This is a genomic window from Streptomyces sp. NPDC048278, from assembly GCF_040652195.1.
GTDB lineage: Bacteria > Actinomycetota > Actinomycetes > Streptomycetales > Streptomycetaceae > Streptomyces.
In genome coordinates this window covers 17035-30309 of the sequence record NZ_JBEZLP010000029.1, presented here as the reverse complement: position 1 = coordinate 30309, position 13275 = coordinate 17035, and the positions used below count along the sequence as shown (strand labels likewise).

The following is a 13275-nucleotide window of genomic DNA, read 5'->3' as shown; positions in this document are numbered from 1 at the left end:
AGCGGGCTCGCGCCGTGACGATCAACGCCCGGCCGGCCACCGGAAGTTTCGCGGGGCCCACGACACCGCCATTGATCCCACCAGTGGACAGCAGTGCCGGTCTCAGAACGGGTCTCCAGAGCCATGAGGGCCGAAGGCGTTCCATCGCCGGTTGTCGACCGCTCGCCCATCCCTTACGAAGACCGAACCGAGCCGCTTGCACCCGGGATTAGGCTTGGTAGACATCCATCACCGGGCATCCACACGTGCAGGCAGCAGGAGAGCACCCCATGTACTTCACCGACCGTGGCATCGAGGAACTGGAGAAGCGGCGCGGCGAGGAAGAGGTCACCTTCGAGTGGCTCGCGGAACAACTCCGCACCTTCGTCGACCTCAACCCCGACTTCGAGGTCCCGGTGGAGCGCCTGGCCACGTGGCTGGCCCGCCTGGACGACGAGGACGAGGAGTAGGGCTCCTGGGAACGCGCCCCGTCAGGGGCGCGAGAAACTGTGCGACCAGCCCCCACCGGGCCGCAGCCGAGTACGACCCCGCCGGCCCCGGTCGGCCCGCCGGTCAGTCCCGCGGAAACACCGTCTCGTACGACAGCTCCAGCGCCCCGTGCGCCATCAGCACCGCCCCCACCGCGGCCCATCCCACGCTGCGCCGCCGCATCCCCCACGCGGCGGCCGGCAGCCCCACCGCCACCTCGGCCAGGGCCAGCCGACGGGCCCTCGGCACGCCTTCCGCGCCCTGCGCCCCCGACAGCCGGAGACCGGCCCTGGATTCGTCCGTCGACATGACCACACGGTAAGCAATTCATCCACTTACCGCCCGATATGCGCCCCATTCGGACCCCGTCGACGTCAACGTGACCCCCAACCGGCCACCCCCACGGGTGTCTTGACTTCCGACGTCCGCGATATATCGTGTTTCATGGAAGACGCGATATGGCGCGAGCCGTAGCATCGCGTTCGCGTCCGGCCCGAGGAGGTCCGCACCATGCCCAAGTCCGAGTGGTCCGTCGCCGAGCCCGAGAAGCTCGACTTCGACACCCCCGTCAGCGACCTGCACGTCCGCATCGTCAACGGAACAGTCAACGTCGTGGGCACCGACGAGGGTTCCACCCGCCTGGAGGTCTCCCGGATCGAGGGCCCGCCCCTGGTCGTCACCCACGAGGGCGGCACCCTCACCGTGGCCTACGAGGACCTGCCCTGGAAGGGCTTCCTCAAGTGGCTCGACCGCAAGGGCTGGCGGCGCAGCGCGGTGGTCTCCCTCGCCGTCCCGGCGGACACCCGCGTGGAGGTGGGCGTCGTGGGCGCGGCGGCCGTCGTCTCCGGGATCACCGGCACCTCGGTGGTCAAGGGCGTCACCGGCGACACCACCCTGGTCGGCCTCTCCGGCGAGGTCCGCGCGGACACGGTGTCCGGGAACCTGGAGGCCCAGGCGGTCACCGGCAACCTGCGCTTCAACTCCGTCTCCGGCGACCTGACCGTCGTCGACGGCTCGGGCTCCGCCGTGCGCGCGGACTCGGTCAGCGGCTCCATGATCATCGACCTGGACCCGGACGGCCCGACCGACGTCCGGCTGACCAGCGTCTCCGGCGAGATCGCCATCCGGCTGCCGCACCCGGCCGACGCCGAGGTCGAGGCCAACACCGCGAGCGGCACGATCTCCAACGCCTTCGACGGACTGCGGGTGCACGGCCAGTGGGGCGCCCACAAGATCACCGGCCGCCTCGGCGCGGGCACCGGCAAGCTCCGCGCCACCACGGTCTCCGGCTCCATCGCCCTGCTGCGCCGCCCGCCCAAGGAGGACGACGACGAGCGGGCGGCCTGGGCAGCCGAGTCACCCACGGACGCAGCAGAACCGGCCGCCGGCACAACGGACGACACGACCGCCGACACGACGGCCGACACGACCGCGGACTCGACTGACCGCACGACCGACGGCACGACCGACAAGAAGGTGCTCTGACATGCCTCCCGTCTTCGCCCACGGCCGTCTCCGCCTCTACCTCCTCAAGCTGCTGGACGAGGCCCCGCGCCACGGGTACGAGGTGATCAGGCTGCTGGAGGAGCGCTTCCAGGGCCTCTACGCCCCGTCGGCGGGCACCGTCTATCCCCGCCTCTCGAAGCTGGAGGCCGAGGGCCTGGTCACGCACACCACCGAGGGCGGTCGCAAGGTCTATGCCATCACCGACGCCGGCCGCGCCGAACTGGCCGACCGCAGCGGCGAGTTGGCCGACCTGGAGCTGGAGATCCGGGAGTCGGTGGCGGAACTGGCCGCCGAGATAAGGGCGGACGTGCGCGGCGCGGCCGGTGACCTGCGCCGCGAGGTGCGCGAGGCCGCCTCCGAGGCCCGGCACGGCGCGGGCGCCGGGACCGGGGAGTACGGCGACCTCGGCGACAAGGAGTCGTGGCGGGCCGCCAAGGAGGAGATGCGCCGGGTCAAGCAGGAGTGGAAGGAGCAGGCCCGCCGCGCCAAGGACGAGAGCCGCCGGGCCCGTGACGAGGCCCAGCGGGCCCGCCGGCAGGCCCAGGAGGCCCAGGCCCAGGCGCGGGCCCAGGCGCAGGAGGAGATGCAGCGCATCGCCCGCCGGGTGCAGGACCACGTCCAGGACCACTTCGCGCGCGGCGACTGGCCGACAGGGGTCCGTGAGGGCCTCACCGAACTCGCCAAGGAGTTCGGCGACTTCGGCAAGGACTACGGCAAGAACTTCGGCAAGGGCTTCACCACCCGCACCGAGCCGGATCCCGGCACCCGCTCCGAGCCCGGCACCGGCACCGGCACCGGCACCGGCCCGAACCTGCGGAAGCCGGCGCAGGCCCCGGAGTACACACAGACCCCGGAGGACTTCCCGGCGCAGTACGTCCCGGTGTGGGCGCACGGCGACGAGACCGAGACCGGCGACGCGGCCCGCGACCTCGACCGGCTCCTGGACCGCTTCCGCGACGACATCCGCGACGCGGCCCGCGACCACGGAGTCACCACGGACCAGCTCCGGGAGGCCCGCCGCCACCTCTCGACGGCGGCGGCCCACATAGGAGCGCTGCTACGCACCCCGAAGCCCTGAGACCCGGCCCCGCGGATCGGGGCCCCGCCCTCAGGAACCGGTCAGCACGATCTTCCCGAACTGGTCGCCGGACTCCAGCCGTTCGAAGCCCTCACGGGCGCGGTCGAGCGGGAGCAGCTCGTCGATGACGGGACGTACACCGGTGGCGGCGCAGAAGGCGAGCAGGTCCTCCAGCTCGTCCTTGGTGCCCATGGTCGAGCCCACGACCTTCAGCTCCAGGAAGAAGATCCGGGTCAGCTCGGCGTGCGAGGGGCGGTCGCCGCTGGTGGCGCCGGAGATGACGATGGTGCCGCCGGGCCGCAGCGACTTGACCGAGTGGGACCAGGTCGCGGCGCCGACGGTCTCGATGACGGCGTCCACGCGCTGCGGCAGGCGGGCTCCCGGCTCCACGGCCTCGACGGCACCGAGTTCCAGGGCCCGCTTCCGCTTGGCCTCGTCGCGGCTGGTGGCGAAGACGCGCAGCCCCGCGGCCTTGCCGAGCACGATCGCGGCCGTGGCGACACCGCCGCCCGCGCCCTGCACGAGGACCGAGTCACCGGGTCGTACGCCCGCGTTGGTGAAGAGCATCCGGTAGGCCGTCAGCCAGGCGGTCGGCAGGCAGGCGGCCTCGGCGAACGACAGTTCCCTGGGCTTGGGCAGGATGTTCCAGGTGGGCACGGCGACCTGCTCGGCGAAGGTGCCCTGGTAGCGCTCGGTGAGGATGGACCGGGGCTCGTCCGGACCGACCCCGTGCCCGCTCTGCCCGATCACGGAGTGCAGGACGACCTCGTTGCCGTCCTCGTCGACCCCGGCGGCGTCACACCCGAGGATCATCGGAAGCCGGCCCTCGGGAAGACCGACGCCGCGCAGCGACCAGAGATCGTGATGGTTGAGGGAGGCGGCCCGCACCTCGACGGTACTCCAGCCGGCCCGGGCCTCGGGGGCGGGACGTTCCCCCAACTCAAGTCCGGAGAGCGGCTGGTCGCGGTCGATTCGGGCGGCGTAGACGGCGAACATGAAGCCGACGATAGGTTCCCGGGGCCGAGGGCGAAACCGGGGACCGCTGTGACACATACCCTCTTGCGCACAGCGCCCCGCACAAGTGCCCCGCGCACATCGCCCCGTAAGGGGCGCGGGGAACTGCGCGCTCAGCCCCCACGCACCAGCACCCCACGACGCACCCGACGGGCCCTCTGCGGGGGTCTGGGGGCGGCAGCCCCCAGCACACCGGTCACCTCGCAGGCACCCGATCGGGTGGGTGGGTGGGCAAAAAGTGGCCCCGCCCCAAGAGGGCGGGGCCACGAGGGGTCACCGTCGGGCAACCCCCTCGGCCCGCGCAGCCGCGGCCACCGCCGCGGTCACCGCAGGCGCAACCCGCTCGTCGAAGGGAGACGGAATGACATAGTCGGCGGCAAGATCATCGCCGACGACCGCCGCCAGCGCCTCCGCCGCCGCGATCTTCATCCCCTCGGTGATCCGGGAGGCCCGCACCTGGAGCGCGCCCGCGAAGATGCCCGGGAACGCCAGCACGTTGTTGATCTGGTTCGGGAAGTCCGACCGCCCGGTGGCCACGACCGCCGCGTACTTGTGGGCGACGTCGGGGTGCACCTCGGGGTTCGGGTTGGCCATGGCGAACACGAACGCGCCCTCGGCCATCGAGGCGACGGCCTCCTCCGCGACCGTACCGCCGGAGACGCCGATGAAGACGTCGGCGCCGGCCAGCGCGTCCTCCAGGGTGCCCTTGAGCCCGGCCTTGTTGGTGAACCCGGCGACCTGCCGCTTGACCTCGGTGAGGTCGTCGCGGTCGGCGGAGATGATGCCCTTGCGGTCGGCGAGGGCGACGTCTCCGATACCGGCCTCGACCAGCATCTTCGCGATGGCGACCCCGGCCGCGCCGGCGCCCGAGATGACCGCCCGGAGCTGCCCGATCTCGCGCCGGCTGAGCCGCGCGGCGTTCCGCAGGGCCGCCAGGGTGACGACGGCCGTACCGTGCTGGTCGTCGTGGAAGACCGGGATGTCGACGCGCTCCTGGAGCTTGCGCTCGATCTCGAAGCACCGCGGTGCCGAGATGTCCTCCAGGTTGATTCCGCCGAAGGAGGGAGCCAGCCGGACGACGGTCTCCACGATCTCGTCGACGTCGGTGCAGGCGAGGGCGAGGGGAACCGCGTCCACGCCGCCGAACTGCTTGAAGAGGATGGCCTTGCCCTCCATCACGGGGAGGGATGCCTCGGGACCGATGTCCCCGAGGCCGAGCACGGCCGTACCGTCGGTGACGACGGCGACGACGGACGACTTCCACGTGTAGTCGTTGACCAGCTCGGGCTGTTCCGCGATCGCGGTGCACACGCGCGCGACTCCGGGCGTGTACGCGAGGGAAAGGTCGTCCTTGTCACGGAGCGGCACGGTGGCCTGCACGGCCATCTTGCCGCCGCGGTGCAGCGCGAACGCCGGATCGAAGGAATCGAGGGGCTCGGCCCCGCCGTCCTGGTCCGTACTGCCCGACGCGCTGTCGCTGCGAGGATTGACGATCTCCGCTGCCACTTGTCTTACCCCTTAGGTATGCATGGTTTGAGGGTCGGCCACTCCCGGTGAGGGAGTGGGCGGGCACCGCGCAGGGCCCGATCACTGATACGTACGAGTGGCACGTACGAGCACCTGCGCGACGGGCGCGCCGCACACGCGCCCTGAGCCCCGGATGAGGGGTGTAAAGAACCTTCTTACCGGACGGACCGCGCTCACGACGAGTCGAATAGGCGCAAGGTCACATCACGGATGTCGTTGAGAGCCGACAGATGAGCGGCTGGATGACCGGCGGAAGATCACGGGGTGCAGCCCGAGGTGAACCGGCGGTGAACCGAAGATCTTCCGGCCAGAAGGTCGGATTCCCGCAGATGTGCGGGGTGGCGGGTCGGCGAGGGACCGGCCTGACGCGTCACGGGGGTCACCCGTTATCCGATTTTGACATGGTGACACGTCTGCTTGGAGCAATCCCAATGGCAGGATGCCGTAAACCCACGAGGTCGCGACACCCGAAGGTGTGTGTTTCCGTCGACCCATCGGCATATCGACATATCAGACACATCGGTATATCGGCTTGTCCTACCCACTGCCGGAGGAACCCACCATGACCGCAGGCTCCACCCGTCGTACCACCACCTCGCGCTCCCAGATTGCCGCGTTCGGTGCGATCGCGGTCGCAGGCGCCCTGATCCTCACCGGCTGCGGTGACCAGACGGACAAGGGCGGCGACAGCGGCTCCTCCTCGACGTCCTCGGCCCCGCTGGCGAGCAAGCTGCCCGCCGACATCCGCAAGGCCGGTGTGATCAAGGTCGGCTCCGACATCGCCTACCCGCCGGTCGAGTACATGGACAACGGCAAGGCCGTCGGCGTGGACCCGGACATCGCGGACGCGCTGGGCAAGCAGCTGGGCGTGAAGTTCGAGTTCCAGAACGGCAAGTTCGACAACCTGATCGTCGGCCTCCAGGCCAACCGCTTCAACGCGATCATGTCGGCGATGAACGACACCAAGGACCGCCAGGACGGCATCGACTCCGACACCGGCAAGAAGGTCGGCAGCGGCGTCGACTTCGTCGACTACTTCACCGCCGGCACCTCGATCCTGGTCCAGAAGGGCAACCCGAAGGGCATCAAGTCCCTGGACGACCTGTGCGGCAAGGTCGTGGCCCTGCAGAAGGGCACCACGTCCGAGGGCATCGCCAAGGCGCAGAGCGAGAAGTGTACGAAGGACGGCGGCAAGGCCATCGACCTGCAGACCTTCGACACCGACCCCGAGGCGCTGCTCCGGCTGAAGCAGGGCGCCTCCGTCGCCGACCTGAACGACTTCCCGGTGGCCGCGTACAACGCCAAGACGTCGAACAGCGGCAAGGACTTCGAGGTGGTCGGCGAGCAGATCGAGGCCGGCCCGTACGGCATCGCGGTCAGCAAGGAGAACACCCAGCTGCGCGACGCGATCCAGGCCGCCATGGCCGCCATCATCAAGAACGGCGACTACCAGAAGATCCTGGAGAAGTGGAACGTCACGCAGGGCGCCGTGACCGAGTCGAAGATCAACGGCGGCTCCTGAAGCCCGGGCACGACTGAAGGGCCGTCACAGTGACTGACACGGTCGACACACCTCCGGCGCCCTCCGTGCCGCCGGAGCAGATCAAGGCCATCCCGGTGCGCCATTACGGGCGCTGGGTGTCCGGCGTCGTGGTCATCGCGCTCCTGGTGCTGATCGGGATCGCCTTCTCCAACGCGAAGATCAACTACAGCGTCATCCCCGACTACCTCTTCGACCAGGGCATCGTCTCCGGCGCCTGGACCACGCTCTACATCTCGGTCCTCGCCATGGTGCTCGGCGTCGGGCTCGGTGTGATCCTCGCGGTGATGCGGCTGTCGTCGAACCCGGTCACCAGCACGGTGTCCTGGTTCTACATCTGGTTCTTCCGGGGCACCCCGGTCCTGGTCCAGCTGCTGCTCTGGTACAACATCGCGCTCGTCTTCCCCATCCTGAACCTGGGGTTCTACAAGGACGAGATGAACCAGGTGATGACCCCGGTCCTCACCGCCCTGCTGGGGCTCGGCCTGAACGAGGCCGCGTACATGTCGGAGATCGTCCGCGCCGGCATCCAGTCGGTCGACGAGGGGCAGACCGAGGCCTCGCACGCGCTGGGCATGACCCAGGGCCAGACGCTGCGCCGGGTGATCCTGCCGCAGGCCATGCGGGTCATCATCCCGCCGACCGGCAACGAGTTCATCAACATGCTGAAGACCTCGTCGCTGGCCTACGCGGTCCAGCTCCCCGAGCTGATCAAGAAGGCCACGGACATCTCCAGCACTTCGCTGGCGGTCGTCGAGATGTACTTCGTCGCCTGCATCTGGTACCTGTTCCTGACCACGATCTTCAGCATCGTCCAGTACTACATCGAGCGCCGTTACGCCCGCGGCTCCTCGCGCAACCTCCCGCCCACCCCGCTGCAGCGGCTGCGGAGGAATCTGTCCCAGTGGGGTTCGTTCCGTCGCCCGGAGGTGGCCCGATGACCTCTCTCGCCAAGGACATCACCCCGCCGAGCAGCGGCGCCCCGATGGTCAAGGCCGAGGGCGTGCACAAGTCGTTCGGGCTGTCGCACATCCTCAAGGGCATCGACCTGGAGGTGCTGCCGCGCGAGGTGTTCTGCCTGATCGGCCCGTCCGGTTCCGGCAAGTCCACCTTCCTGCGGTGCATCAACCACCTCGAGAAGATCAGCGCCGGCCGTCTCTACGTGGACGGCCACCTGGTCGGCTACCGCCAGCACGGCGACAAGCTCTACGAGCTGAAGGAGAAGGAGGTGGCGGCGCAGCGGCGGGACATCGGCATGGTGTTCCAGCGCTTCAACCTCTTCCCGCACATGACGGCCCTGGAGAACGTCATGGAGGCGCCGGTCCAGGTCAAGCGCGAGTCGAAGGCGTCGGCCCGGGAGCGGGCGCAGCGCCTGCTCGACCGGGTGGGCCTCGGCGACCGTACCGGCCACTACCCGGCGCAGCTCTCCGGCGGCCAGCAGCAGCGCGTCGCGATCGCCCGCGCGCTCGCCATGCAGCCGAAGCTGATGCTCTTCGACGAGCCGACCTCCGCGCTCGACCCGGAGCTGGTCGGCGAGGTCCTGGACGTGATGCGGGACCTGGCCGAGGACGGCATGACGATGATCGTCGTCACGCACGAGATGGGCTTCGCCCGCGAGGTCGGCGACAGCCTGGTCTTCATGGACGACGGCGTGGTGGTCGAGTCCGGCCACCCGCGCGACGTCCTGGGCAACCCCCAGCACGACCGGACGAAGTCGTTCCTGTCGAAGGTGCTGTAGCGGTACGGCGCGAAGGGGGCGGTACGGGGATGCCCGTACCGCCCCCTTCGGTCTGTCCGGCCCTACTTCACGGCGAGCAGCAGTGTGTCCGACGGCGAGCACCACACGGGCCGGGCCTCCCCGAACCCCTTCTCCCGCAGCACGCGCGCGTGCCACTGCGCCGACGGCATGTCGCCGTCCGCGTGCTCCCCGTAGATCTCGAAGCGGCGGGCGGTGGGCCCGGCGAGCACCGGGTCCTGGGCGGCCAGCTGCCACCACTCGGCCCAGTCCAGGGCCCCCGCCGCCTTGGCCTGATCCATACCCCGGTGGCGCCGCGCCCGTTCCGCGGCATTGATCCGGGGCGTGCTGTCGTCGATCATGTGGTCCGCGTTCATGAAGACACCGCCGTCGCGGACGAGTTCCGCGACCTGACCGTAGAGGGCCGCGAGGGGTTCGCTGTGCAGCCAGTGCAGGGCCGTGGCAGTCAGGACGGCGTCGTACGAGTCGTACGGCAGCCGCGCGGTCCACTCCGGGTCCTTGAGGTCGGCGGTGACGAGCGTGACCCGGTCGTCGGCCGCGAAGGTGCCCCCCGCGATGGCGAGGAGGGCCGGGTCGAGGTCGACCCCGGTGCTCACCGCGTCCGGGAAGCGGGCGAGCAGCCGGGCGGTGATGCTGCCGGTGCCGCACGCGAGGTCGAGGACCCGGGGTGCCGTACCGACCAGCGCCTCCACCATGTCGAGCATGATCCGGAACCGCTCCTCGCGGTCCGGCATGTACCACTCCTGCTGCCGGTCCCAGCTCTCCTGCCAGGCGCCCCAGTCGGCCCCGGTCGTGGATGTCGTGGTCATCGGCGCGTCCGTCATGGCAACCCTCCACCGCACAAGTCCCGTAATACCCTGGAAGCACGACCGGCTGTTACCCGACCGCACGACCGACCATAGAGTGCCAGCGTAAGGACTACAAGTGGAACTGGCCTATTACTCGGATTACGCCGTCCGCCTCGTCAACAGCGAGGAACCGGCCCGGGGCAAGGACTCCCTGACCTCGGTCGAGGCCGTCCGTGATCTGTTCGGCGGCAACCAGCAGGCCGCCCGGCGCGCCACCGAGGCCGACCTCACCCGGTTCCGCTCGGTCCGGGCCCGGCTGCGCGCGGTCTTCGAGGCGGCCGACAAGGGCGAGGAGACCCTCGCGGTCGACCTGCTGAACTCACTCCTCCTGGAGTTCCCGGTGAGCCCGCAGATCTCCGGGCACGACTTCCGGGACGAGGACGGCCGCCCGCTGTGGCACATGCACCTGGCCGACCACCCCTCCAACGCCACCGCCGGCTACACGGCGATCGCGGCGATGGGCCTGGCCTTCCACCTCACCGAGTACGGCGTCGACCGGCTCGGCCTGTGCGAGGCAGCGCCGTGCCGCAACGCCTACCTCGACACCTCGACCAACCGCTCCCGGCGCTACTGCTCGGACCGCTGCGCAACCCGCGCCAACGTGGCCGCCTACCGGGCCCGCAAACGCCTGGAGGCGGACCGCCCCGACCGGCCCGAGCGCTCGGCCAGCACCGGCCTGGCGGCCGAGAGCGCCCAGCGGACCACCGCCAGCGGCGAGCGCTGACCGGCCCGCAACGGCCGCCAGCGGAACAGGGCCCGGCCGAGGATCAGCTCCTGCGGCACGGTCCCGTAGTCCGTGCTGTCCCCGCCCGCGTACGCGTTGTCCCCGAGCACCCACCAGCCGCCCTCGCGCGGCTCCACGGCCCGCTTGACGACCAGCAGGTCCTGCTGGAACGGATGACGCAGGACGACGACGTCACCGGCCCGTACCCGGGCCCCGTACCGCACCAGGAGCTGATCCCCCTGGTACAGCGTGGGCACCATGGACGGGCCGGTCACCTCCGCCAGCCCGAAGAGCGCGACGCCCCTCCCCCGCTCGGTCTCCTGCGACAGCTCCGGCATCCCCGGCACCTCCCCGGTCCGTTCCTCCACCAGTCTCAGTCTGACCCTGGACTTTTGTCCTAAGCCCATGGGGGCACTCGCGAAATCGCGCTTCCCAGGGAGTAATGTCCCACCTGAGAAGACGATCACGAGGAAGGAATGCTCCATGCTTTCCCGCCTGTTTGCCCCCAAGGTCAAGGTCAGCGCGCACTGCGACCTGCCCTGCGGTGTGTACGACCCGGCCCAGGCCCGCATCGAGGCGGAGTCGGTGAAGGCCGTGCAGGAGAAGATGGCCGCCAACGACGACCCGCACTTCCAGGCGCGCGCCACCGTCATCAAGGAGCAGCGTGCCGAGCTCGCCAAGCACCACGTCTCGGTGCTCTGGAGTGACTACTTCAAGCCCCCGCACTTCGAGAAGTACCCCCAGCTGCACCAACTGGTGAACGACACCCTGAAGGCCCTGTCCGCCGCCAAGGCGTCCACGGACCCGAAGACCGGCGAGAAGGCCCTTGAGCTCATCGCCGAGATCGACACGATCTTCTGGGAGACCAAGAAGGCCTGACCCCGCGCCTGCTCAGGTTGCGAAGGTCTTCGGCGGGCCGTACCCGGCCCGGCGGAACGCCGCTCACGGCGTTCCGCCGGGATTCGGGTGCGGCCTTGCCGTTCCCTGGGCCGCGAGGTCCCTGAGCGGCTCACCGGTCAGGCGGCACACCCGCCACTCGTCGAGGAAGTCGGCGCCGAGGGACTTGTAGAGGCCGATCGCGGGCTCGTTCCAGTCCAGGACCCACCACTCGAAGCGCTCGAAGCCGCTGCGCACGCAGTGCGCGGCGAGGGCGGCGAGCAGGGCGCGGCCATGGCCGCCGCCGCGGGCCTGCGGCCGCACGTAGAGGTCCTCCAGGTGCATGCTGCGGGTTCCGGTCCAGGTGGAGAAGAGCGGGAACCAGAGGGCGTAGCCGACGACCTCGCCCGTGGTGTCGTCCTCGGCCGTCAGCGCATAGGCCGCGGGGCGGTCGCCGAACAGTGCCTCGCGGAGCTGCTCCTCGGTGGCCCGGGCCTGCTCCACGGCCCGTTCGTACGCGGCGAGTTCGCGGATCATGGCGCGGATCTCGGGGACGTCGTTCTCGGTGGCGGCGCGGATCATGCAAGGGATCATCGGACACCGGGGCGGACCGTGTCCATCCGGCCACGCCCGCTCCCTCGGCGTGCCGCCGGCCGCTTACGGGCGTTCACGAGAGCAACGCACGGGTTGCGGGGCCGGGGTATGACGAAGGGCCGGCCGGATGTCCGGCCGGCCCCTGTCGGGTGACGGGTGCTAGTGCCCGCCGTGGTCGTCCTCGCCGGCCTCCAGCAGGCCGGCCGCCGCGCCCACGACCCGCGGGTCCGGGCTGCCGACGACCTCCTCGTCCTTGTCGGCGTAGTCGAAGCGGGCCAGCACGCTGCGCATGGCCTCGACCCGGGCCCGCTTCTTGTCGTTGCTCTTCACCACGGTCCAGGGCGCGTACTCGGTGTCCGTCTCGCGGAACATCGCGACCTTGGCGGCCGTGTAGTTGTCCCAGAGGTCCAGCGAGGCCAGATCCATCGGGCTGAGCTTCCACTGCCGTACCGGGTCGACCTGGCGGATGGTGAAGCGGGTCCGCTGCTCGCCCTGCGAGACCGAGAACCAGAACTTCACCAGGTCCACCCCGTCGTCCACCAGCATCCGCTCGAACAACGGGGCCTGGCGCATGAAGCGCCGGTACTCGTCGTCCGAGCAGAAGCCCATGACCCGCTCGACGCCGGCCCGGTTGTACCAGGAGCGGTCGAACATCACGATCTCGCCGGCGGTCGGCAGGTGCTCGACGTAGCGCTGGAAGTACCACTGACCGCTCTCGCGCTCCGTGGGCTTCTCCAGCGCCACCACGCGCGCGCCACGGGGGTTCAGGTGCTCCGTGAAGCGCTTGATGGTGCCGCCCTTGCCTGCCGCGTCCCGGCCCTCGAAGACGATGACGATCCGGCGTCCCGTCTCCTTGATCCAGGTCTGCAGCTTCAGCAGCTCGATCTGCTGGAGCCGCTTGTGCCACTCGTACTCCTTGCGCTCCATGCGCTGGGCGTACGGGTAGTTCTCCCGCCACGTGTCGATCGGGGATCCGTCCGGGCGGATGAGTACGGGGTCGTCCGGGTCGCTGTAGTCGACCTTCAGGTCGGCCAGGTCGGACAGCAGGTCCGGCGTCGTCATCCAGTCCTCCTCAGCGGCTTGGTGGGTGTCTGCGGGTCAGTGGAACTGCGGCACGATCAGGTAGATGCCGTACGCCACCACCGCCACGCAGGCGAGGAAGCAGAGCCCCGCCTGGGCGGCGCCGACGGCGCTGGTGCCGCCCTGCTCCTTGGCACCCTCGTAGCGGGCGAGCCCGAGGACGCCGAAGGAGAAGACAACCACCACTGCGAATGTAACTCCGATGCTCACCGCGGTGACCTCACCGAGTGCGGTCCAGTCGATGTTCATGGGAACTCCCTCACT

Annotated in this window: 16 protein-coding genes; 8 read left to right on the top strand and 8 right to left on the bottom strand. The window is 69.9% G+C overall.

What is annotated here, in order from left to right; translation table 11 throughout:
* The first annotated feature begins 269 nt into the window (after positions 1-269).
* The gene (locus tag AB0D74_RS36925) at positions 270-449 is read left to right on the top strand and encodes a DUF6104 family protein (RefSeq protein ID WP_023586593.1); all 180 of its coding nucleotides are present in this window, start codon (positions 270-272) and stop codon (positions 447-449) included.
* Between the two features lie 103 nt (positions 450-552).
* On the opposite strand, the gene AB0D74_RS36920 is transcribed toward AB0D74_RS36925, so the two are convergent.
* Positions 553-777 (bottom strand): hypothetical protein, encoded by a 225-nt coding sequence (locus tag AB0D74_RS36920; protein WP_362596651.1) that lies wholly within the window; start codon positions 775-777, stop codon positions 553-555.
* Between the two features lie 201 nt (positions 778-978).
* Here AB0D74_RS36920 and AB0D74_RS36915 point away from each other — a divergent pair, with 201 nt between their 5' ends.
* The gene (locus tag AB0D74_RS36915) at positions 979-1953 is read left to right on the top strand and encodes a DUF4097 family beta strand repeat-containing protein (protein ID WP_362596649.1); all 975 of its coding nucleotides are present in this window, start codon (positions 979-981) and stop codon (positions 1951-1953) included.
* 1 nt (position 1954) lies between these two features.
* Positions 1955-3052: a PadR family transcriptional regulator gene (locus AB0D74_RS36910; RefSeq protein ID WP_362596647.1), complete on the top strand. Its 1098-nt coding sequence runs from the start codon at positions 1955-1957 to the stop codon at positions 3050-3052.
* Positions 3053-3082: 30 nt separating this feature from the next.
* On the opposite strand, the gene AB0D74_RS36905 is transcribed toward AB0D74_RS36910, so the two are convergent.
* Both AB0D74_RS36905 and AB0D74_RS36900 read right to left on the bottom strand, forming a co-directional pair.
* On the bottom strand, positions 3083-4048 hold the full coding sequence (locus tag AB0D74_RS36905) for a zinc-binding dehydrogenase (protein ID WP_362596645.1): 966 nt from the start codon (positions 4046-4048) through the stop codon (positions 3083-3085).
* 291 nt (positions 4049-4339) lie between these two features.
* Positions 4340-5572: an NADP-dependent malic enzyme gene (locus AB0D74_RS36900; RefSeq protein ID WP_362596643.1), complete on the bottom strand. Its 1233-nt coding sequence runs from the start codon at positions 5570-5572 to the stop codon at positions 4340-4342.
* A 583-nt stretch (positions 5573-6155) separates the two neighbouring features.
* On the opposite strand from AB0D74_RS36900, the gene AB0D74_RS36895 reads away from it, so the two are divergent.
* From AB0D74_RS36895 to AB0D74_RS36885, 3 genes are read left to right on the top strand one after another with little or no spacing between them, the layout of a single operon-like run.
* Entirely contained in the window at positions 6156-7115 is a 960-nt protein-coding gene (locus AB0D74_RS36895) for an ABC transporter substrate-binding protein (RefSeq protein WP_362596641.1), read from the top strand.
* Between the two features lie 29 nt (positions 7116-7144).
* Positions 7145-8074, top strand: a complete 930-nt coding sequence (locus tag AB0D74_RS36890; protein ID WP_362596639.1) for an amino acid ABC transporter permease — start codon at positions 7145-7147, stop codon at positions 8072-8074.
* Positions 8071-8871, top strand: a complete 801-nt coding sequence (locus tag AB0D74_RS36885) for an amino acid ABC transporter ATP-binding protein (RefSeq protein ID WP_362596637.1) — start codon at positions 8071-8073, stop codon at positions 8869-8871. Before AB0D74_RS36890 ends, AB0D74_RS36885 begins: the two co-directional genes overlap by 4 nt.
* A gap of 62 nt (positions 8872-8933) precedes the next feature.
* Here the strand turns inward: AB0D74_RS36885 and AB0D74_RS36880 are convergent, their stop codons facing one another.
* Positions 8934-9713 (bottom strand): class I SAM-dependent methyltransferase, encoded by a 780-nt coding sequence (locus AB0D74_RS36880; RefSeq protein WP_362596635.1) that lies wholly within the window; start codon positions 9711-9713, stop codon positions 8934-8936.
* Between the two features lie 100 nt (positions 9714-9813).
* On the opposite strand from AB0D74_RS36880, the gene AB0D74_RS36875 reads away from it, so the two are divergent.
* A complete protein-coding gene (locus AB0D74_RS36875; protein WP_362596633.1) occupies positions 9814-10461 on the top strand; it encodes a CGNR zinc finger domain-containing protein in 648 nt (215 codons plus the stop codon).
* Here AB0D74_RS36875 and sodX read toward each other — a convergent pair.
* The gene (sodX, locus tag AB0D74_RS36870) at positions 10347-10799 is read right to left on the bottom strand and encodes a nickel-type superoxide dismutase maturation protease (protein ID WP_362596867.1); all 453 of its coding nucleotides are present in this window, start codon (positions 10797-10799) and stop codon (positions 10347-10349) included. The two genes, AB0D74_RS36875 and sodX, sit on opposite strands and share 115 nt — an antisense overlap.
* 145 nt (positions 10800-10944) lie before the next feature.
* Here sodX and sodN point away from each other — a divergent pair, with 145 nt between their 5' ends.
* Positions 10945-11340 carry a superoxide dismutase, Ni gene (gene sodN, locus AB0D74_RS36865; protein WP_351719271.1) on the top strand — a complete coding sequence of 132 codons (396 nt, stop codon included), beginning with the start codon at positions 10945-10947 and terminating at the stop codon, positions 11338-11340.
* A gap of 63 nt (positions 11341-11403) precedes the next feature.
* On the opposite strand, the gene AB0D74_RS36860 is transcribed toward sodN, so the two are convergent.
* The 3 genes from AB0D74_RS36860 to AB0D74_RS36850 form a co-directional block, all read right to left on the bottom strand.
* Positions 11404-11919, bottom strand: a complete 516-nt coding sequence (locus AB0D74_RS36860) for a GNAT family N-acetyltransferase (RefSeq protein WP_362596630.1) — start codon at positions 11917-11919, stop codon at positions 11404-11406.
* Positions 11920-12090: 171 nt separating this feature from the next.
* A complete protein-coding gene (gene ppk2 / locus AB0D74_RS36855) occupies positions 12091-12993 on the bottom strand; it encodes a polyphosphate kinase 2 (protein WP_362596628.1) in 903 nt (300 codons plus the stop codon).
* A gap of 36 nt (positions 12994-13029) precedes the next feature.
* A complete protein-coding gene (locus AB0D74_RS36850; RefSeq protein ID WP_362596626.1) occupies positions 13030-13260 on the bottom strand; it encodes a hypothetical protein in 231 nt (76 codons plus the stop codon).
* Positions 13261-13275 lie beyond the last annotated feature (15 nt).

What these genes read in the sequence shown, in the direction of transcription:
- AB0D74_RS36925 (WP_023586593.1), top strand. Translation starts at nt 270, where the DNA reads ATGTACTTCACCGACCGTGGCATCGAGGAACTGGAGAAGCGGCGCGGC.
- AB0D74_RS36920 (WP_362596651.1), bottom strand. Translation starts at nt 777, where the DNA reads ATGTCGACGGACGAATCCAGGGCCGGTCTCCGGCTGTCGGGGGCGCAG.
- AB0D74_RS36915 (WP_362596649.1), top strand. Translation starts at nt 979, where the DNA reads ATGCCCAAGTCCGAGTGGTCCGTCGCCGAGCCCGAGAAGCTCGACTTC.
- AB0D74_RS36910 (WP_362596647.1), top strand. Translation starts at nt 1,955, where the DNA reads ATGCCTCCCGTCTTCGCCCACGGCCGTCTCCGCCTCTACCTCCTCAAG.
- AB0D74_RS36905 (WP_362596645.1), bottom strand. Translation starts at nt 4,048, where the DNA reads ATGTTCGCCGTCTACGCCGCCCGAATCGACCGCGACCAGCCGCTCTCC.
- AB0D74_RS36895 (WP_362596641.1), top strand. Translation starts at nt 6,156, where the DNA reads ATGACCGCAGGCTCCACCCGTCGTACCACCACCTCGCGCTCCCAGATT.
- AB0D74_RS36885 (WP_362596637.1), top strand. Translation starts at nt 8,071, where the DNA reads ATGACCTCTCTCGCCAAGGACATCACCCCGCCGAGCAGCGGCGCCCCG.
- AB0D74_RS36880 (WP_362596635.1), bottom strand. Translation starts at nt 9,713, where the DNA reads ATGACGGACGCGCCGATGACCACGACATCCACGACCGGGGCCGACTGG.
- sodX (WP_362596867.1), bottom strand. Translation starts at nt 10,799, where the DNA reads ATGCCGGAGCTGTCGCAGGAGACCGAGCGGGGGAGGGGCGTCGCGCTC.
- sodN (WP_351719271.1), top strand. Translation starts at nt 10,945, where the DNA reads ATGCTTTCCCGCCTGTTTGCCCCCAAGGTCAAGGTCAGCGCGCACTGC.
- AB0D74_RS36860 (WP_362596630.1), bottom strand. Translation starts at nt 11,919, where the DNA reads ATGATCCGCGCCGCCACCGAGAACGACGTCCCCGAGATCCGCGCCATG.
- ppk2 (WP_362596628.1), bottom strand. Translation starts at nt 12,993, where the DNA reads ATGACGACGCCGGACCTGCTGTCCGACCTGGCCGACCTGAAGGTCGAC.
- AB0D74_RS36850 (WP_362596626.1), bottom strand. Translation starts at nt 13,260, where the DNA reads ATGAACATCGACTGGACCGCACTCGGTGAGGTCACCGCGGTGAGCATC.